Below are 20,256 nucleotides of genomic sequence, written 5' to 3'. Positions count from 1 at the left end.
CTCTCTCCGGCGGCATCAACCCCGTGGAGTTGGAAGAGATGCTTGGACGTGTCCATGCCGATGCGCGTAATCTCGTTCATTGGGCGGCTCCTTCGATGTGTTGGGACCATCATCTTGGCGCAAAACGGCGCCGGATGGGGGCCGTCCACCCCAACGGAACCGGCGAGCCACGGCGGTGGCGGCATCTTTCGGGAGCGCTTCCGCAAGCACCTCGGCTCCCCGGTCCCGGATCTTCGGCCTTCGGCCTCGTCCGGGAAGACGCGGGGAGAGGATGGTGCGCAGGGAGCGACCCGGCCGGGGCGAGGACGACGGACAGGCCCGCCTGTGGGCAAGTCGCGCGACCCGCCGGACGCGGCGGGGGAGAGCGGCGCGAAAGACCGCGAATCCGCTGGCTTGCAGGATGCGAGCCGTTGGCAACCTAAAATTAAGCTTAACGGTGGATAACTGTCGCACGGGTTTTTGTGCAATGGCGGGGAAGGGGCGGAAACCATCGGATTCCATTGACCACCCATAGGATCCCATGATATCCCAAATCATCCCGTTTCGAGAGGCTGCAACGGGGCTCAAGCGGCTCACAATTCGACAGTGCGGGCCGACATGCGGTCGGGCCGCCGACGTTGCGTTACGCATCGGCGTTTCCAGGGATCGGGAGTTTGGTAGGGGCCGGGTGCGGCGCATCCGGCGATGGGGCGAGAGAATCGATGTCCGGCTTCGTGTCGCACTACACAAATCGACTCGACGCCAAGGGGCGGGTTTCCGTTCCGGCTCCCTTTCGCCAGACCCTCTCCCGCGACGGCTTCGAAGGCCTCTACTGCTTTCCCTCCCTGCATCAGATGGCCGTGGACGCGGGCGGGCACCAGCTCGTCGCGGAAATCCAGAAGCGGCTGGATGGGCTCGACACGCTGACCGAGGACCACGACGCCCTGTCGACGGCGCTGTTCGGCGCCAGCGAAACCCTGAAGATCGACGCCGACGGCCGGGTGATGCTCTCGGACATGATCCGCGAACATGCGGGAGTGACGGACCAGGTCACCTTTGTCGGCCAGGGCTACAAGTTCCAACTCTGGGAGCCGGAGCGCTTCCGCGCCCATCGCGCCGACGCCCAGAAGCGCGCCATGTCGGTGCTGTCCTCGGCCCGCGCGGGCTCAGGCTCGGGGGGCGGCCAATGATGGCGCAGCGCAAGGACGAGGCGGCGCCCCGCCATGTCCCGGTTCTCCTGAGCGAGGTGCTGGAGGCGCTCGGCGACGTGTCGGGCGCCACCGTCGTCGACGGCACCTTCGGCGCCGGCGGCTATAGTTCGGCGCTGCTCGACGCCGGCGCGCGGGTGATCGCCATCGACCGCGATCCCACCGCGATCGCCGGCGGGCAGGGGCTGGTCGCCCGGAGCGGCGGCCGGCTGACCCTGGTCGAGGGCCGGTTTTCCGCGCTCGATGCCCATGCGGCGGCCTGCGGCCATCCGCAGGTCGATGCGGTGGTGCTGGATCTCGGCGTCTCCTCGATGCAGCTCGACGAGGCGGAGCGGGGCTTCTCCTTCCGCCATGACGGGCCGCTGGACATGCGCATGGAAGTGCGCGGACTGTCGGCAGCGGATGTCGTCAACACCCTGCCGCAGCGCGATCTGACCCGGCTCATCGGCATCCTGGGCGAGGAGCGGCGCGCCTCCGCCGTCTCGCGGGCGATTGCCGAGCGGCGCCAGGAGCGCCCCTTCGAGCGCACGGCGGACCTTGCCGCCGTGGTCGAGAAGGTGGTCGGGCGCTCGTTCAAGGGCAAGCAGATCCACCCGGCGACGCGGACCTTCCAGGCGCTGCGCATCTATGTGAACCGGGAACTCGGCGAAGTCGTCGATGCGCTGGCCGCGGCCGAGCGGGCGCTGAAGCCGGGCGGGCGGCTCGTCGTCGTCACCTTCCACAGCCTGGAAGACCGGATCGTCAAGAAATTCATCGCCGAGCGCAGCCGCACCCGCGCCGGCGGGTCCCGCCACATGCCGGACCTGGATGTGCCGCCGGCCACGTTCGAGCCGATCCATCGCGGCGCGGTGGAGCCGGGCGAGGCCGAGACTGCCGCCAACCCGCGTGCGCGCTCGGCCAAGCTGCGCGCCGCCCGCCGCCTCGATGCCCCCGCACGCGAAGTCGATCCCCGCGACCTCGGCGCCCCGTCGGTCGCCGCGCCGGTCGGGGAGGAGTAAGCCCATGAGCCGCTATACCAACGTCATCCTCGCCATCGGCGTCCTGGCCGCCGCCGCGGTCGTCTACGAGATGAAGCATGACGCGGAGCGCTCCGCCGAGCATGTCGCCGCCCTGCAGCGGCAGATCCAGGAGGAGCGCTCGCAGCTTCAACTGCTGCGCGCCGAATGGAGCCTGCTCAACGATCCGAGCCGCCTGCAGCGCCTGGTCGAGCGCTACAACGAGCATCTGCAATTGCAGCCGCTCTCGGTGGAGCAGATCACCCGGATCGAGGACGTGCCGGTGAGGCCGGTGCAGCTCGAGCCGATCAACAGCAACGTGACGCTCGGCGGCTATGCCGGCACGTCACCAACGGTCCGCTAGGGGGCGAGGATGGCGATCAGCGATCAGCCCGTCTCCTTCCTGCAGCGCCGCAGCGTCGGCGAACGGCACGTGCCGCGCGGCCCCTCGACACGGGCGGTGCGCGCCCGCGTGCACATGGCGATGGCGGTGTTCGCACTGGCCTATCTGGCGATCGGCGGCCGGCTGGTGATGCTGGGGCTGAGCGAGGAGGCGAAGTCGGCCTCCTATCTGTCGGCGCAGGACAGCGTCGCCGCCTCCCGCCCCGACCTCTTGGACCGCAACGGCGAGATCCTGGCGACCGACATCAAGACCGCCTCGCTGTTCGCCGAGCCGCGCAAGATCCTCGACGTCGACGAGGCGCTGGAAGGCATCGCCAGCGTGCTGCCGGAACTGGGCACCGACTCGGTGCGCCGGAGGCTGGCCAGCAAGGCCGGCTTCATCTGGCTGAAGCGTGAGCTGACCCCGCGCCAGCGCCAGCAGATCCACGATCTCGGCATCCCGGGCATCAGCTTCCTGGAGGAGAACAGCCGCTTCTATCCGGGCGGGCCGACGGCCGGCCATATCGTCGGCTCGGTCAATGTCGACAACCAGGGCATTTCCGGCATGGAACTGGCCGTCGACCGGGCCTGGCTCGGCGACCTGCGCGAGCTCGGCTTCGCCAGGGGGCGGCCGATGGAGCCGGTGAGGCTGTCGGTCGACCTGCGGGTGCAGCATGTGGTGCGCGACGAGCTGGTGAAGGCGATGGAGCGCTACCGGGCGATCGCCGGCGTCGGCATCATTCTCGACGCGGAGACCGGCGAGGTCGTCGCCATGTCGTCGCTGCCCGACTTCGATCCCAACGACCGCGCCCAGGCGCTGGAGAAGGATCGCATGAACCGGGCCTCCGGCGGCGTCTATGAGATGGGTTCGGTGTTCAAGGGCTTCACCGTCGCCATGGCGCTGGACAGCGGCCGGGTGACGATGAACGACAGTTTCGACGCCTCGCGGCCGCTGCGGGTCGGCGGGCGGACGATCAACGACTTCCACGGCAAGGGGCGGATCCTGTCGGTCGCCGAGACCTATATCTACTCCTCCAACATCGCCACCGCCAAGATGATGCTGGCGGCCGGCATCGACCGGCAGAAGGAATTCCTGGAGCGCATCGGGCTGACCAGCCGGTTGCAGACCGACCTGCCGGAAGTGGCGACGCCGCTGTTGCCGCCGCGCTGGAACGAGCTGGCGGCGATCACCATCTCCTTCGGCCACGGCATTTCGGTGACGCCGCTGCAGACGGCGGTGGCGACCGCTGCGCTGGTCAATGGCGGCCGGCTGATCCCGCCGACCTTCCAACCGCGCTCGCGCGAGGAGGCGGATGCGCTCGCCAAGCAGGTGATCTCGCCGAGGACCAGCGAGATCATGCGCTACCTGTTCCGCCTCAACGTGCTGAACGGCTCCGGCCGCCGCGCCGAAGTGCCCGGCTATGTGGTCGGCGGCAAGACCGGAACGGCGGAAAAGATCGAAAACGGCCGCTACGTATCCAACAAGCGCCGCAATTCTTTCCTTTCTGCCTTCCCGATGGACAACCCGCGTTACGTGGTCCTCGTCGTGCTGGACGAGCCCAAGCCGGAGCGCGAGGGCGTCGCCGCCACTGCGGGCCTCAACACCGCCCCTGTCACCTCGGCCATCATCCGGCGGGTCGCCCCGATGCTGGGAGTGTTGCCGAAGTTCGGAGACAAGACGGAGACCGTATCGATTTCCTACTGACCGGATCGCCTGGCGGCGGGGTCGCACCAAAGCCGCCTTGAGGTTCCTATGACGACGCACAACGGATATTGGCGCAGGATATGCTGCTGAAGGACCTCACCGGCGAACAGGCGCTCGCCGCGCCCGAGTTCGAAACCGAGATCGCCGGATTGTCAGCGGACAGCCGAACGGTTTCCACGGGATATATGTTCGCGGCGCTGAAGGGCGCGAAGGCGGACGGCACGCGCTTCATCGCGGCGGCGCGCCAGGCCGGCGCCAGCGCCCTGCTGGTCGGCAGCGACACGCCGCTTGCGGCGCTCGGCCCGGATGCGGGCGGCTGCCCCGTCCTCGTCAGCGACGATCCGCGCCGGGACCTGGCGCTGATGGCCGCGCGCTTCCACGACGGCCAGCCGGAGGCGCTGGTGGCGGTGACCGGCACCAGCGGCAAAACCTCGGTCGCCGTCTTCACCCGCCAGATCTTCGCCCATGCCGGTTTCGAGGCGGCGAGCCTTGGCACCATCGGCACGGTGACGAGCCGGGGCGCCGAGTATGGCAGCCTGACGACGCCGGACCCGGTGACGCTGCACCAGACGCTGGCGCAGCTCGCCGGCGACGGCATCACCCATGCGGCGCTGGAGGCGTCCAGCCACGGGCTCGACCAGCGGCGGCTCGACGGCTTGCGCCTTGCGGCGGCGGCCTTCACCAATCTGGGGCGCGACCATCTCGACTACCACGCCGATGTCGAGGACTATCTCGCCGCCAAGCTGCGGCTGTTCGAAACGCTGCTCGACGCCGACCGGCCGGTGGTGCTGGAGCCGGCGGCGCCCTATGCGGGGCGGGTGCTGGCGGTGGCGCGCGAGCGCGGCCACCCGGTCTTCACCGTCGGCGAGGGCGGCGAGGACCTGAAGCTTCTCGATATCCGCCACGAGGGCTTTACCCAGATCCTGTCGCTGGAGACGGCGGACGGGCCGTTCGAGGTGCGCCTGCCGCTGGCCGGCCGGTTCCAGGTGTCGAACGCGCTGATCGCCGCCGGGCTCGCCATCTGCTGCGGGATCGCCACCGATGTGGCGCTGGCGGCGCTGGAAAGCCTGGAGGGCGCGCCGGGCCGGCTGGAACTGGTCGGGGAGACCGACGACGGCGCGCTGGTCTTCGTCGACTACGCGCACAAGCCGGACGCGCTCGACACGGCGCTGGCGGCGCTGCGCCCCTTTACCCAAGGGCGGCTGATCGTCGTCTTCGGCGCCGGCGGCGACCGCGATCCGGGCAAGCGGCCGTTGATGGGACAGGCCGCCAGCCGGCAGGCCGACATCGTCATCGTCACCGACGACAACCCGCGCAGCGAGGACCCGGCAAAGATCCGCGCCGAGGTGCTGGACGGGGCACCGGCGGCGATCGAGATCGGCGACCGGCGCGACGCCATCGAAGCGGCCATCGGCATGCTGCAGCCGGGCGACGTGCTGTGCATCGCCGGCAAGGGGCACGAGCCGGGGCAGATCGTCGGCAACGAGGTGCTGCCCTTCTCCGATCACGAGGTCGCCCGCGCGGCGATTGCGGCGGTGGCCGAAAGTGCGCTGTTCGAGGCGGCAGAGGACGGGGCCATCGACTTCGGGCTCGACCTGGATCTCGATCTCGACACCGATGCGGACATCGAGGCGGATGCAGACACGGGCGCAGACACTGGCGGGGACACTGGCGGGGACTTCGATCTCGACGACGCGCTGGAGCAGGTGCTGAGCCAGCGCTTCGAGGCGGACGCTGACGCGGCGGAGCGCTCGTCCGGGGACGAGGTGCTCGACGACCTGTTCGACGAGGACGAGGGCCATGAGGCCGACGTCCATGAGATGGCCGACGAGGATGCCGCCGCGCCCGGCGCGCCGTCGATGGCGGACCTGCTGGCGAAGGAACTGCTGGCGCGACACAACGATGACCTGGCCGACGCGGCGCCGGGAGAGCCGGATTTTCCGGAGTTCCTGCTGTCCGAGGAGGATCTGCTGGGCGAGACGGCAGACCCCGCCGACGGCGAGACTACGCTGGACGCGGAGGGGGAGCTGCAGGACGGGGAGCCAGCGGAGGAAGAGCCGGCAGAACCGGATCTGACAGAAGACGACCTCGCCGAAGACGACCTGACAGAAGACGATCTGGCCGAGGACGAGCCGCTCGCCGCGGCGCCGGACGAGAGCGAGCCGGACCTCGACTTCGCGGGTGAGGCCGAAGACAAGATCGACGACGAACCATCCTCCGACTGGTGGCCCCCGCACGATCTCCCGGATGCCTTGGCCGACGAGCCGGCGGCGCCGGACGAGGCGGACGAGGCGGAAGAGGCCGCCCTGACCGAGCCGGACCTCCAGGCGGAGGACGAGGAAGAAGCGGCAGAGGTCGAGCCGGAGTTCGAAGCCGAGCCTGAGCCTGAGCCTGTGCCCGTTCCCGCGCGCGCGGTGGCGGTCCATCCGGCCTTTGTCGCACCGGCCGTGCCGGTGTTCACCGCGCCGGCCGCGCAGACGGTCAAGCCGATGCCGGTGGACCGCGAGCCGGTGGAGGCCGAGCCCGACCGGCCGCTGTGGTATCTGAAGGAAATGGTCGCGGCGACCGGCGGCGAGCTGCGCGGCGCCGACAGTCCCCATATCACCGGCGTTTCCATCGACAGCCGCAGCATCGCGCCCGGCGAGGCCTTCGTGGCGATCGCCGGCGAGCGGTTCGACGGGCACGACTTCGCGGCCAAGGCCTGCGAGGCGGGCGCCGCCCTTGCCATCGTCGCGCGCGAGCGGGTCGGCTCGCTGCCGCCGCAGGGGCGCTATCTCGTCGTCGAGGACCCGCTGGAGGCGCTGCGCGACCTCGGCCGGGCCGCGCGGGCGCGCAGCCGCGCCCGCATCGTCGCGGTGACCGGCTCGGTCGGCAAGACCAGCACCAAGGACATGCTGAAACTGGCGCTCGACGCATCGGGCCGCACCCATGCGCCGGTCGCCTCCTTCAACAATCACTGGGGCGTGCCGCTGACCCTGGCGCGGATGCCGGCGGACACCGAGTTCGGCGTCTTCGAGATCGGCATGAACCATCCGGGCGAGATCACGCCCCTGGTGCAGATGGTGCGCCCGCATGTGGCGGTGATCACCACGGTGGAGAAGGTGCACCTGGAGTTCTTCGGCTCGGTCGAGCGCATCGCCCAGGCCAAGGGCGAGATCTTTCTCGGCCTGGAGCCGGGCGGGCTGGCGCTGCTCAACCGCGACAACGACCAGTTCGACCTCCTGACCTATCTGGCCAAGGCGGCCGGGGTGCGCCGCATCGCCACCTTCGGCCGGCTCGGGCCCGCCCATGTCCAGGCCGAGCGGATCTCGGCGCAGACCGGCTGCACCTCGATTTCCGGCCATGTCTTCGACCAGCAGATCACCTACAAGGTCGGCGCGCCGGGGACGCATCTGGTCACCAACAGCCTCGCCGTGCTGGGCGCGGTGGCGGAACTGGGCGGCGATCTCGCCCGGGCCGGCATGGCGCTCGCCGCCTTCCGCGCGCCGAAGGGGCGGGGCCAGCAGGCGGTGCTGCGACTGCCGAGCGGCCGCGCGACGCTGATCGACGAGAGCTACAACGCCAATCCGGCCTCGATGCGCGCGGCGCTGCACCTCCTGAAGGAAACGCCGATCGAGCGCAACGGCCGCAGGATCGCCGTGATCGGCGACATGCTGGAGCTCGGCGAGGCCGAACTGCGGCTGCATGCGGCCTTGAGCGCGGCGGTTGCCGAATCCGGCGCGGATCTCGTCTACTGTGCCGGACCGCGCATGCATGCCCTGTGGGACGTGCTGCCGAAGCACCAACGCGGCGCCTATTCCGAGGAGGCGGCGGGCCTGAAGCCGCTGATTGTCGAGGATATCCGTCCGGGCGACGTCATCATGATCAAGGGATCGCTGGGCACCCGCATGGGGCCGCTCGTCGATGCCCTGAAACGCGAATTCCCCGTCGAGGACGACGGGGCCGAATAGGAACGCTGTATCGATGCTTTATTTCCTCGTCGCGTTTTCCGACCAGTTCTCGGCGCTGAATGTGTTCCGCTACATCACGTTCCGCACCGGCGGCGCCATCATGACGGCGCTGCTGTTCATCTTCCTGTTCGGGCCGATGATTATTTCCTCGCTGCGCCTGCGCCAGGGACACGGCCAGCCGATCCGCGCGGACGGGCCGCAGAGCCATCTGCTGACCAAGAAGGGCACGCCGACGATGGGCGGCCTGATGATCCTGTCGGGGATGATCGTCGCGACGCTGCTGTGGGCGAACCTCGCCAATCCCTATACCTGGATCGTGCTCGGCGTGACGGTCGGCTTCGGCGCCATCGGCTTCTACGACGATTATCTCAAGGTCACCAAGGCGACGGACAAGGGCTTCAGCGGCCGCAGCCGGCTGGGGCTGGAATTCGTGATCGCGGGCTTCGCCGCCTGGTGCGTGACGCTGCTGGAAGTCGGCGCGCACGGCACCTCGATCGGCTTTCCCTTCTTCAAGGACCTGGCGTTCAACCTCGGCCTGTTCTTCGTTCCCTTCGCCGCCTTCGTGATGGTCGGCGCGGGCAATGCGGTGAACCTGACCGACGGTCTCGACGGCCTCGCCATCGTGCCGGTGATGATCGCCTCGGCCTCCTTCGGCCTGATCGCCTATCTGTCGGGCAACGCGGTCTTCGCCGAATATCTGCAGATCCACCACGTTCCGGGCACCGGCGAACTGGCGGTGCTGTGCGGCGCGGTGATCGGCGCCGGTCTCGGCTTCCTGTGGTTCAACGCCCCGCCGGCGGCGATCTTCATGGGCGACACCGGCTCGCTGGCGCTTGGCGGCATGATCGGCGCCATCGCGGTGGCGACCAAGCACGAGATCGTGCTGGCGATCATCGGCGGGTTGTTCGTGCTGGAAGCGGTCTCGGTGATCGTGCAGGTCGCCTCGTTCAAGCTCACCGGCAAGCGCGTCTTCAAGATGGCGCCGATCCACCACCATTTCGAGCATCTCGGCTGGACCGAAAGCCAGGTGGTGATCCGCTTCTGGATCATCGCCGTGGTTCTCGCCCTGGTCGGCCTCGCGACGCTGAAGCTGAGGTGAGGCGATGATCGCGGTCAGCGGGTTCAAGGGCAGGCGCGTTGCGGTCTTCGGCCTTGGCGGATCGGGACTGGCGACGGCGCGCGCGCTTGCCGCCGGCGGCGCCGAGCCCGTGTGCTTCGACGATGGCGAGGCCGGGCGCGAGGCGGCGCGCAAGGCGGGGCTCACCGTTGCGGACCTGCGCCAGGAGGACTGGTCGCGGATCGCCGCCTTGGTGCTGGCGCCGGGCGTGCCCCTGACCCATCCGCGCCCGCACTGGAGCGTGGAGCTTGCCCGCAGCCATGGCGTCGAGGTGATCGGCGATGTGGAACTGTTCCTGCGCGAGCGGCGGCGGACCGCGCCGGACGCGCCGCTGGTCGCCATCACCGGCACCAACGGCAAGTCGACGACGACGGCGCTGATCGCCCATATCCTGACCTCGGCCGGGCGCGATGCCCAGATGGGCGGCAATATCGGCGTGCCGATCCTGGAACTGGCGGCGCCCTCGCCCGCGCGCATCCATGTCATCGAGTGCTCGTCCTACCAGATCGACCTTGCGCCCTCGCTCGACCCGTCGGTCGGCATCCTGCTCAACATCACGCCGGACCATCTCGACCGGCACGGCACGCTGGAGCACTACGCCAGCGTCAAGGAACGGCTGATCGCCGGGAGCCGGCTCGCCGTGGTCGGGATCGACGATCAGCACAGCGTGGCGGTCGCCGAGCGGGCGGCGCGCGCCGGCACGCCCGTGCGGCGGATCAGCGCCCGCCATCCGGTGGCGGACGGCGTCCACGCGGAGGGCAGCGTGCTGTGGCTGGACGAGGGAGGCGCGCAGAGCGTGTTTGTCGACCTGGCGCCGATCCTGTCGCTGCGCGGCGCGCACAACGCGCAGAACGCCTGCGCGGCCATCGCCGCCTGCCGGGCGCTGGGGCTGCCCGCGGATGAGATCCGCGCGGGGCTCGCCAGCTTTCCCGGCCTTGCCCATCGCATGGAGATGGTGGCGCGCGCCGGGCGGGTGCTGTTCGTCAACGACAGCAAGGCGACCAATGCCGATGCGGCCGAGCGGGCGCTGGCGAGCTATTCACGCATCTACTGGATCGCCGGCGGGCGGGCCAAGGCGGGGGGCATCGACAGCCTGCGGCCGTGGTTCGGCCGGATCGCCAAGGCCTATCTGATCGGCGAGGCGGCGCAGGACTTCGCCGCGACGCTGGCCGGCCATGTCGAGACGGAGATGTCCGGCACACTGGACGCGGCGGTTGCCGCGGCGGCGCGCGATGCGGCACGCGACGGGGCGGACGAGCCGGTGGTGCTGCTGTCGCCGGCCTGCGCCTCCTTCGACCAGTTTCCCAATTTCGAGGCCCGGGGACGGGCATTTGCCGAGGTCGTGCGCGGGATCGTCCCGCAACAGACCGGACAGGAGATCGCGTGATGGTCAGCCGTGCCGATCGAAGCCCCTTCGCCGAATGGCTTTGGACCGTCGACCGTCTGCTGGTCGCCGGGTTCATCGTGCTGATGATCGGCGGCATCGTGCTGTCCTTCGCGGCGAGCCCGGCGGTCGCCGAGCGGCTCGGCATCGACAGCTATCACTTCATCAAGCGGCAGGCTTTCTTCCTGGTGCCGGCGCTGGCCCTGATGCTGGCGATCTCGGCGCTGAGCCCGCGCTATGTGCGCCGCGCCGCGCTGGTGCTGTTCATCCTCTCCATGGTGCTGATGGTGGCGACGCTGTTCATCGGCATGGAGGCCAAGGGCGCGCGGCGCTGGATCAACATGCTCGGCTTCTCGATCCAGCCCTCGGAGTTCCTGAAGCCGGCGCTGATCGTGCTGGCCGCCTTCCTGATGGCGGAGGGCGGACGGCGGCCGGAAGTGCCCGGCACGCTGCTGTCGACGCTGCTCTTCGTGATGTCGGCGGCGCTGCTGGTCGCGCAGCCGGACTTCGGCCAGACCATGCTGATCGCGCTGGTCTTCGCCGCGCTGATCTTCCTGAACGGGTTGTCGTGGCTCGCCATCGTGCCGCTCGGCGTGCTCGGCCTCGGCGGTCTCGTCTCCGCCTATATGATGCTGCCGCACGTGCAGAGCCGCGTCGACCGCTTCCTCGATCCGGGCGCCGGCGACACCTACAATATCGACCGCGCCATCGAGGCCTTCGTGTCGGGCTCGTGGTTCGGCCGGGGGCCGGGCGAGGGCACGATCAAGCGGATCCTGCCGGAAAGCCATACGGACTTCATCTTCGCGGTGGCGGCGGAGGAATTCGGCATCGTCGTCTGCCTGCTCTTGCTGCTGGTCTTCGCCTTCGTGGTGCTGCGCGGCCTGCGCCACGCGGCGCAGGACAGCGATCCGTTCGGGCGTCTGGCGACCGCCGGCCTGATCGTCCTGTTCGGCATCCAGGCGGGCATCAACATGGCGGTGAACCTCAACCTGATGCCGGCCAAGGGCATGACCCTGCCGTTCATCTCCTATGGCGGCTCGTCGCTGCTGGCGATGGCGATCTCGATGGGCTTCGTGCTGGCGCTGACCCGCCGGCGGCCGCAGGCCTCGCGCTCCGACAGCGTGGTGGTGTCGCGCCTGTCTCCCGCGCATCTGTCGTGAGCGGGGAACGATGTCTCGTACCATCCTCATCACGGCCGGCGGCACCGGCGGCCATCTGTTTCCCGCGCAGGCGCTGGCGGCCGAACTCGGCCGCCGCGGCCATGTGGTGGAGCTGGCGACCGATGCCCGCGTCAGCGACTTCGGCAAGGACTTTCCGGCGCGCGCCGTGCATGTGATCTCCTCGGCGACACTGTCCGGCAGGTCGCCGCTGGCGCTCGCCCGCACTGCCTTGAAGCTCGGCAGGGGCCTGATCCAGGCGCGGCGGCTCATCGCCCGCCTGCGCCCGGACGCGGTCGTCGGCTTCGGCGGCTATCCGACCTTTCCGCCGATGTTTGCGGCCTTCCTCGGCGGCGTGCCGAGCGTGCTGCACGAGGCCAATGCGGTGATGGGCCGGGCCAACCGGATGCTGGCCGGCCGGGTGACGGCGGTGGCGACGAGCTTTCCGCTGGTCGATGGCGACGACAGCCAGTTCGCGGCAAAGTCCGTGCGTACGGGCAATCCGGTGCGCGATGCGGTGATCGCCGCGAGCGGGCGCGACTATGTCGCCGCCGGCCCCGGCGAGACCTTCCGCCTGCTGGTGTTCGGCGGCTCGCAGGGCGCGCGCTTCTTCAGCGATGCGATGCCCGGCGCGCTCGAGCGGATGACGGGCGAGGAGCGGGCGCGGCTGGAGCTCGTCCAGCAGTGCCGGCCGGAAGACATGGCGCGCATGCGCGAGGCCTGCGACCGGCTCGGCGTCAAGGCGGAGCTCGCCAGCTTCTTCGTCGACATGCCGGAGCGGATCGCGAATGCGCATCTGGTGCTGTGCCGCTCGGGCGCGTCCAGCGTCAGCGAGTTGGCGGTGATCGGCCGGCCCTCGATCCTCGTGCCGCTGCCGCATGCGCTGGACAACGACCAGGGCCGCAACGCCGAAGTGCTGGCGAGCGCCGGAGGCGCCTGGCCGGTGCGGCAGGCGGATCTCGATGCCGAGCGGCTGGCGGCGCTGCTGGGCGAGTTGATGGCCGCGCCCGAGCGTCTTTCGGCGGCGGCACGGGCGGCGCGTGCCGCGGGACATCCGGACGCGGTCGGCCGTCTCGCCGATCTCGTCGAACACGTCGCGAGCGGAGCGCCGGTTGGCGCCCTTGCGGCCCATCTCGATCAAAGAGGAAGCGCATCATGAAGATGCCCCAGGACCTCGGTCCGGTTCATTTCATCGGCATCGGCGGCATCGGCATGAGCGGCATCGCCGAGGTGCTGCACATGCTCGGCTACACCGTGCAGGGCTCGGACGTTTCCGACAGCGCCAATGTCAAGCGGCTGCGCGACAAGGGCATCGCGGTGACCGTCGGCCATGACGCGGCCAATCTCGGCGAGGCGCGCGTCGTCGTCGTCTCCTCGGCGATCAAGCGCGACAATCCCGAGCTTGCAGCGGCGCGCGAGCGCTTCCTGCCGGTGGTGCGGCGCGCCGAGATGCTGGCCGAGCTGATGCGCTTCAAGCAGGCGATCGCCATCGGCGGCACCCACGGCAAGACGACGACGACCTCGATCATCGCGGCGGTGCTGGATGCCGGCGGGCTCGACCCGACGGTGATCAACGGCGGCATCATCAACGCCTATGGCACCAATGCGCGGATGGGCCAGGGCGACTGGATGGTGGTGGAGGCGGACGAGTCCGACGGCACCTTCGTCAAGCTGCCGGCCGACATCGCCGTCGTCACCAATATCGATCGGGAGCATCTCGACCATTACGGCGATTTCGACGGGGTGCGCGACGCCTTCCTGCAATTCGTCGAGAACGTGCCGTTCTACGGCTTTGCCGTGATGTGCCTCGACCACCCGGAAGTGCAGGCGATGGTCGGGCGCATCGAGGACCGGCAGGTCATCACCTATGGCCAGAACCGCCAGGCGGACGTGCGCTTCTTCGACCTGAAGACGGAAGGCGCCAGTTCGATCTTCAAGGTCGAGCTTCGCGACCGGATTTCCGGCAAGACGCAGGTGATCGAGAACATCGCCCTGCCGATGCCGGGCCTGCACAACGTCTCCAACGCAACGGCGGCGATCGCCGTCGCCTGGAAGCTCGGCATCGACGGCGACAGCATCCGCAAGGGACTGGCCGCGTTCCGGGGCGTGAAGCGGCGCTTCACCCATACCGGCAGCGCCGACGGGATCGAGGTGTTCGACGATTACGGCCATCATCCGGTGGAGATCCGGGCGGTGCTGGCGGCGGCGCGCGCGGTGGCGCCGGGCAAGGTGGTGGCGGTGGTGCAGCCGCATCGCTACAGCCGGCTGGAGAGCCTGTTCGACGACTTCGCCACCTGCTTCAACGATGCCGACCATGTGGTCTGCGCGCCGGTCTATGCGGCCGGCGAGGCCCCGCGCGAGGGCATCACCCATACGGCGCTCGCCGACGGCATTCGCGCCAGCGGCCATCGCAGCGTGCATGTGATCGGCGGCGAGGAGGAGCTGGCGGCGAGCGTGGCGCGGATCGCCGAGCCGGGCGATTATGTCGTCTGCCTTGGCGCCGGCAACATCACGCAATGGGCGCAGGCCCTGCCGGCGCGGCTCGCCGACGCCCGCAAGACCGGGGGCACGGCATGAGCTGGCCCGACCTCGTCGCCCGTCACGGTCTCGACCGGATCGGGCTGCGCGGACGGCTGACGCCGAACCAGCCGCTGTCGGCCGTGACCTGGTTCCGCGTCGGCGGCCCGGCGCAACTGCTGTTCCAGCCGGCCGATACCGACGATCTGGCGCTGTTCCTGAAAGCTCTGCCGCCGGAGGTGCCGGTGCTGCCGATCGGCCTTGGCTCCAACCTCTTGGTGCGCGACGGCGGCATCGAGGGCGTCGTCGTGCGGCTGGCGGCGAAGGGCTTCGGCACGGTCGCGGTCGAGGAGGACGGGGCGATCCGCGCGGGCGCGGCGGTGCCGGACAAGCGGCTCGCCGAGGCGGCGGCGGATGCCGGGCAGGGCGGCTTTGCCTTCTATGCCGGCATTCCCGGCGGCATCGGCGGGGCGCTGAGGATGAATGCCGGGGCGCATGGCAGCGAGACCGCCGAGGTGATGGTGGAACTGACCGGGGTGACGCGGGCCGGCGAGATCGTGCGGTTGAGCCGCGACGACATGGCCTATCGCTACCGGCACAGCGCGCAGCCGGCCGACACGATCTTTACGCAGGCGCTGTTCCGCGGCGTGCCGCGCGAGCGCGAGGCGATCCGCCAGGAGATGGCCGAGGTCAATGCTCACCGGGAGGCGGCGCAGCCGATCCGCGAGAAGACCGGCGGCTCGACCTTCAAGAATCCGCCGGGGCACTCGGCCTGGAAGCTGGTCGATGCGGCCGGCTGCCGCGGCTTGCAGATCGGCGGGGCGCGGATGTCCGACATGCATTGCAACTTCATGATCAACACCGGCGAGGCGACCGGCCACGACCTGGAGCTGCTCGGCGAGACGGTGCGCGCCCGGGTGCTGGAGACCAGCGGCATCGCGCTGGACTGGGAGATCAAGCGGCTCGGCGTGTGGGCGGCGGAGCAAAGCGTCGAGCCGTTTCTCGGCAAGCGGCTCGCGGAGGCGGCAAGCGATGGCTGAACGCAAGCATGTGGCGGTGCTGATGGGCGGCTGGTCGTCCGAGCGCTCGGTGAGCCTGAAGTCGGGCGAGGGCTGCGCGGCGGCGCTGGAGCGCTGCGGCTACCGGGTGACGCGGATCGACGTGCAGCGCGACATCGCCGCGGTGCTCGCCGACCTGCGCCCGGACGTCGCCTTCAACGCGCTGCACGGGCCGTTCGGCGAGGACGGCTGCATCCAGGGCGTGCTGGAGATCCTCGGCATTCCCTACACCCATTCGGGGGTCGCGGCCTCGGCTCTCGCCATGGACAAGCAGAAGGCCAAGGCGGTGATGAAGGCGGTCGGCATTCCGGTTGCCGAGCATCGGGTCGTCCACAGGCTGGAGGCGGCGCGCGCGCATGCGATGAGCCCGCCCTATGTCGCCAAGCCGGTGCGCGAGGGCTCGTCCTATGGCGTGCTGATCGTCAAGGACAATGCGCCGCATCCGCCGCAGGAGCTCTATCGCGACGACTGGCCCTATGGCGACACGGTGATGATCGAGCGCTACGTGCCGGGGCGCGAACTGACCTGCGCGGTGATGGGAGACGTGGCACTGGGGGTCACCGAGGTGATGCCGCTGGGACACGGTTTCTACGATTTTGACGCGAAATATGCCCCCGGCGGATCACAACACATCCTGCCGGCGGAAATTTCACCATTTGTTTACCAAGAAGTACAGAAACTTAGCCTACGGGCGCATCAGGCACTCGGTTGCAAGGGCGTGTCGCGGGCGGACTTTCGCTTCGACGAACAACCCGGCGGCGGCGGCGAACTGATTTGTCTTGAAGTGAACACTCAGCCCGGAATGACGGAAACCTCGCTTGTGCCCGAGATCGCGGCCCATGCGGGACATTCATACGAAGAGCTGACCAGTTGGTTGGTGGAGGACGCAAGTTGCGGACGATGAAGGCGAAACGGGGTGAGGACATGGTCCTGCCGATCGAGGCGGCGCTGGCGCCGCGCGGTCGCGGCGTGCCCCGTTTGCACCGCCGCCCGCTGTGGCGCGCGGCCGGCATCCTGCAGGATCTTCCCGAGTGGACGGGCACGGCCGGCGCGCTGGTCTTCCTGTCGGCGACCATCTTCTATGCCCTGGCCGTCGGCGGCTACGCCCGCACGGTGAGCGAATCACTGACCTCGGCCGCCGGTTTCGAGATCGCGGCCGTTAAGCTCTCCGGCCAGCGCGAGACGACCGAATTCGAGATCCTCGAGGCGCTGGAGATCGAGCAGGGCACCTCGCTCGCCCTGTTCGACGCGGCCGCCGCGCGCGAACGGCTGGCGCGCATCCCCTGGGTCGAGACGGTGTCGGTGCAGAAGCTCTATCCGGGTACGCTGCAGGTGCGCATCGACGAGCGCGAGGCCTTCGCCCTGTGGCAGCGCGGCGACCGTCTGTCGGTGATCGACGCGAGCGGCCGGGTGATCAGCGACGAGGTCGACGGGCGCTATGCCAATCTCCTGATGCTGGTGGGCCACGGCGCGCAATATCGCGGCGACCGGATCCTGGCGGCGCTGGAGAAGGTGCCGGAGCTACGGCCGAGGGTGCGCGCCGCGCGCCTCGTCTCCGACCGGCGCTGGGACCTGCTGCTGGAGAACGGCATCACCGTGCGGCTGCCGGAGACGGACGTGCCGCGGGCGCTTGCCGACCTGATGCGGCTGGACGCGGAGACCGGCCTTCTGACCCGCGACATCACCGTCGTCGATATCCGCCTGCCCGACCGGGTGGTGGTGCGCCTGAGCGGCGAGGCGATGGAGCGGCGCGAGAACGAGCTCAAGTCGCGCAGCCCCCGGCGTTCGGGAGGCAATGCATGAGCCGCCGATCCGCCCCGATCTATCTGCCGCGCATGCGGCCGCTGCCGAGCCGCCGGGCCGTCGTCGTCTCGGTGCTCGACATCGGCTCGACCAAGGTCTGCTGCCTGATCGCCAAGCTGAGCCCGCGCAACGACGACTGCGTGCTGCCGGGGCGCACCCATTCGATCGAGGTGCTGGGCTACGGCTACCAGCGCTCGCGCGGCCTCAAGTCCGGCGTCGTCGTCGACATGGACGCGGCCGAACAGGCGATCCGCCTGGCGGTGGACGCGGCCGAGCGCATGGCCGGGCTGACGGTGGAATCGCTGATCACCAACGTCACCTGCGGCCGGCTGACCTCCGAGATCATCACCGCGAGCGTCGGGCTTGCCTCGGACTCCGTCTGCGAGGCGGACATCCAGCGGGTGCTGTCGGCCGGCAGCGCCCATACGGTGGCGGACGGGCGCGCGGTCATGCATGCGCTGCCGATCGCCTACACGCTGGACGGCAATCGCGGCATCCGCGACCCGCGCGGCATGATCGGCCGCCGGCTCGGCGTCGACATGCAGGTGGTGACGGCCGAGGTGGCGCCGGTGCGCAATCTCGAACTGTGCATCAACCGCGGCCACCTCACCGTCGAGACGATGGTGGCAACGCCCTATGCCAGCGGCCTGTCCACCCTGGTGGAGGACGAGGCGGAGCTGGGCGTCGCCTGTGTCGACATGGGCGGCGGCACCACGACGCTGTCGGTCTTCGTCGAGGGGCAGATGGTGCATACCGACGCCATCGCCGTCGGCGGCCATCACGTGACGATGGACATCGCCAGGGCGCTGTCGACGCGCCTTGCCGATGCCGAGCGGATCAAGACGCTGCAGGGTTCGGCGCTGCCGAGCCAGGCCGACGAGCGGGATCTGATCTCGATCCCGCCGGTCGATGCGGACAGTGACCTGCCGCACCAGATCCCGCGCTCGATGCTGACGCGGGTGATCGTGCCGAGGGTCGAGGAAATCATGGAACTGGTGCGCGACAGGCTCACCGCCTCCGGCTTCGCCGGGCGGGTGGGCAAGCGCATCGTGCTCACCGGCGGGGCGAGCCAGCTCACCGGGTTGAGCGAGGTGGCACGCCGGGTTCTCGGCCGCCAGGTCCGGCTCGGCCGCCCGCTCGGCGTCGCCGGACTGCCGGAAGCGGCCAAGGGACCGGCTTTCGCCGCCGCCGTCGGACTGCTGATCTACCCGCAGGTGGCACAGGTCGAGCAGTTCGAGCCGCGCGGCGCGAACACCAGATGGACATTCGGATCGAGCGCGCTGGCGAGGGTCGGCAACTGGATCCGGGAGAGTTTCTGAGGCGGGAAACTGCCTCGGGAAGCGTCGGGTCGCACAACCCCCGGCGCAGGACGAGGGAACTGAGGGTTTGAGTGAAAGCTCCGGCAACGGACTTTCGAGGGTCGCGAGGAAGCCATGACCATCAACTTGAAAATGCCTGATCTGCAGGAACTGAAGCCGAGAATCACAGTGTTCGGCGTCGGCGGCGCCGGCGGCAATGCCGTCAACAACATGATCCAGGCCGGCCTGCAGGGCTGCGACTTCGTCGTCGCCAACACGGATGCCCAGGCGCTGGCCAGCAACCACGCGGAGCGCGTCGTCCAGATGGGCGTTGCCGTGACCGAAGGCCTCGGCGCAGGTTCGCAGCCCGATGTGGGTGCGGCGGCGGCCGAAGAGGTCATCGACGAGATCAACGACCACCTGTCCGGCTCGCATATGGTGTTCATCACCGCCGGCATGGGCGGCGGCACCGGCACGGGCGCTGCCCCGGTGATCGCCCGCGCGGCGCGCGAGATGGGCATCCTGACCGTCGGCGTCGTCACCAAGCCGTTCCAGTTCGAGGGCGTGCGCCGCATGCGCATCGCCGAGGCCGGCATCACCGAGCTGCAGAAGGCGGTCGACACGCTGATCGTCATCCCGAACCAGAACCTGTTCCGCATCGCCAATGCGCAGACCACCTTCGCCGACGCCTTCGCGATGGCCGACCAGGTGCTCTATTCGGGCGTTGCCTGCATCACCGACCTGATGGTCAAGGAAGGCCTGATCAACCTCGACTTCGCCGATGTGCGCTCGATCATGCGCGGCATGGGCAAGGCGATGATGGGCACGGGCGAAGCCTCCGGCGAGAAGCGCGCCATGCAGGCGGCCGAGGCGGCGATCGCCAACCCGCTGCTCGACGAGACCTCGATGAAGGGCGCGCGCGGCCTGCTGATCTCGATCACCGGCGGCAACGACCTGACCCTGTTCGAGCTGGACGAGGCGGCCACCCGCATCCGTGAGGAGGTCGATGCCGACGCCAACATTATACTCGGCGCGACCTTCGACGAGAGCCTCGACGGCATCATCCGCGTGTCGGTCGTGGCGACCGGCATCGACAAGGAGTTGCGCGACGATGTCTCTCCGGCGGAAGCGCGGATGGCCGAGCTGACCGAGCGCCTCAAGACGATCTCCGATCCGGCGCCGATGGTGCGCCCTAGGCCGGCGGCCGCCGCGGCACCGCGCCCGGCCGCACCGGTTCGCCCGGCCGCAGTGGAGAAGATCGAGCAGGAACTGGAGATCCCCGAGCCGGTGCAGGCCGCGACCGATCCGGAGGTGGAGATCGCCCGTTTCTCTCCCGCTCCCGGCATGATCGGCACCGGTGGTCCGCTGGCTGATCTGGACGAGGCGGATCTCGCCGAGCCGGTTGCCGATGCGCCGGTCGTCGAGCCCTATATCCCGCCGGTCGCCGAAACCGTCACGCAGCCGGCGCGCATGCCCTCGATCGAGGACTTTCCGCCGGTGGCGCAGCGCGAGATGCGGGCTCATGCCCACGCCCGCGCGGCGGAAGAAGAGCCCCATCACGGCGAGGACCGCCGGCCGATGAGCCTGCTTCGCCGCCTGGCCAACGGCCTGAGCCGCCGCGAGGAAGAGGACGACATGCCGGCGATGCCGGTCGCCGAGGCGGCGCCCGCTCCGCGCCAGCCGCAGCCGGCCCCGCGCCCGGCG

The 20,256-nt window shown here is 69.6% G+C and carries 15 protein-coding genes and 1 pseudogene; all 16 read left to right on the top strand.

Annotated features, from left to right (window positions below; all coding sequences use genetic code 11):
* Window positions 1-701 precede the first annotated feature (701 nt).
* Entirely contained in the window at window positions 702-1,169 is a 468-nt protein-coding gene (gene mraZ, locus TSB10GB4_RS23590; RefSeq protein WP_186397744.1) for a division/cell wall cluster transcriptional repressor MraZ, read from the top strand.
* Window positions 1,166-2,185: a 16S rRNA (cytosine(1402)-N(4))-methyltransferase RsmH gene (gene rsmH, locus TSB10GB4_RS23585; RefSeq protein ID WP_186397743.1), complete on the top strand. Its 1,020-nt coding sequence runs from the start codon at window positions 1,166-1,168 to the stop codon at window positions 2,183-2,185. The genes mraZ and rsmH overlap by 4 nt, the downstream gene beginning before the upstream one ends.
* A gap of 4 nt (window positions 2,186-2,189) precedes the next feature.
* Window positions 2,190-2,546, top strand: a complete 357-nt coding sequence (locus TSB10GB4_RS23580) for a hypothetical protein (protein WP_186387336.1) — start codon at window positions 2,190-2,192, stop codon at window positions 2,544-2,546.
* Between the two features lie 9 nt (window positions 2,547-2,555).
* Window positions 2,556-4,268, top strand: coding sequence for a penicillin-binding protein 2 (locus TSB10GB4_RS23575; protein ID WP_186397742.1), 1,713 nt, complete (start codon window positions 2,556-2,558; stop codon window positions 4,266-4,268).
* An 80-nt stretch (window positions 4,269-4,348) separates the two neighbouring features.
* Window positions 4,349-5,821: pseudogene (locus tag TSB10GB4_RS23930) on the top strand (UDP-N-acetylmuramoyl-L-alanyl-D-glutamate--2,6-diaminopimelate ligase); the annotation flags it as partial.
* A gap of 267 nt (window positions 5,822-6,088) precedes the next feature.
* Window positions 6,089-8,218 (top strand): UDP-N-acetylmuramoylalanyl-D-glutamyl-2,6-diaminopimelate--D-alanyl-D-alanine ligase, encoded by a 2,130-nt coding sequence (locus TSB10GB4_RS23925; RefSeq protein ID WP_371328933.1) that lies wholly within the window; start codon window positions 6,089-6,091, stop codon window positions 8,216-8,218.
* A gap of 13 nt (window positions 8,219-8,231) precedes the next feature.
* Window positions 8,232-9,317, top strand: coding sequence for a phospho-N-acetylmuramoyl-pentapeptide-transferase (mraY, locus tag TSB10GB4_RS23565; RefSeq protein ID WP_186387339.1), 1,086 nt, complete (start codon window positions 8,232-8,234; stop codon window positions 9,315-9,317).
* 4 nt (window positions 9,318-9,321) lie between these two features.
* Complete coding sequence (gene murD / locus TSB10GB4_RS23560; RefSeq protein ID WP_186397740.1) at window positions 9,322-10,722, top strand: UDP-N-acetylmuramoyl-L-alanine--D-glutamate ligase; 1,401 nt, start codon at window positions 9,322-9,324, stop codon at window positions 10,720-10,722.
* On the top strand, window positions 10,722-11,879 hold the full coding sequence (locus TSB10GB4_RS23555; protein WP_186397739.1) for an FtsW/RodA/SpoVE family cell cycle protein: 1,158 nt from the start codon (window positions 10,722-10,724) through the stop codon (window positions 11,877-11,879). The genes murD and TSB10GB4_RS23555 overlap by 1 nt, the downstream gene beginning before the upstream one ends.
* A 10-nt stretch (window positions 11,880-11,889) precedes the next feature.
* Window positions 11,890-13,035, top strand: a complete 1,146-nt coding sequence (gene murG / locus TSB10GB4_RS23550) for an undecaprenyldiphospho-muramoylpentapeptide beta-N-acetylglucosaminyltransferase (protein ID WP_186397738.1) — start codon at window positions 11,890-11,892, stop codon at window positions 13,033-13,035.
* Window positions 13,032-14,453 (top strand): UDP-N-acetylmuramate--L-alanine ligase, encoded by a 1,422-nt coding sequence (gene murC, locus TSB10GB4_RS23545; RefSeq protein ID WP_186397737.1) that lies wholly within the window; start codon window positions 13,032-13,034, stop codon window positions 14,451-14,453. The genes murG and murC overlap by 4 nt, the downstream gene beginning before the upstream one ends.
* Window positions 14,450-15,433 (top strand): UDP-N-acetylmuramate dehydrogenase, encoded by a 984-nt coding sequence (gene murB, locus TSB10GB4_RS23540; RefSeq protein ID WP_186397736.1) that lies wholly within the window; start codon window positions 14,450-14,452, stop codon window positions 15,431-15,433. Before murC ends, murB begins: the two co-directional genes overlap by 4 nt.
* Complete coding sequence (locus TSB10GB4_RS23535; RefSeq protein ID WP_186387345.1) at window positions 15,426-16,355, top strand: D-alanine--D-alanine ligase; 930 nt, start codon at window positions 15,426-15,428, stop codon at window positions 16,353-16,355. The genes murB and TSB10GB4_RS23535 overlap by 8 nt, the downstream gene beginning before the upstream one ends.
* Window positions 16,352-17,254 carry a cell division protein FtsQ/DivIB gene (locus tag TSB10GB4_RS23530; RefSeq protein WP_208984950.1) on the top strand — a complete coding sequence of 301 codons (903 nt, stop codon included), beginning with the start codon at window positions 16,352-16,354 and terminating at the stop codon, window positions 17,252-17,254. Before TSB10GB4_RS23535 ends, TSB10GB4_RS23530 begins: the two co-directional genes overlap by 4 nt.
* Before the next feature lie 32 nt (window positions 17,255-17,286).
* Complete coding sequence (gene ftsA / locus TSB10GB4_RS23525; RefSeq protein WP_208984951.1) at window positions 17,287-18,573, top strand: cell division protein FtsA; 1,287 nt, start codon at window positions 17,287-17,289, stop codon at window positions 18,571-18,573.
* Between the two features lie 114 nt (window positions 18,574-18,687).
* On the top strand, window positions 18,688-20,256 hold a 1,569-nt coding region (gene ftsZ, locus TSB10GB4_RS23520; protein WP_186397735.1), incomplete at its 3' end, for a cell division protein FtsZ.

This window comes from Stappia sp. TSB10GB4, assembly GCF_900185745.1.
In the GTDB taxonomy this organism is placed as follows: domain Bacteria; phylum Pseudomonadota; class Alphaproteobacteria; order Rhizobiales; family Stappiaceae; genus Stappia.
This window is presented reverse-complemented; position numbering and strand designations above follow the sequence as displayed.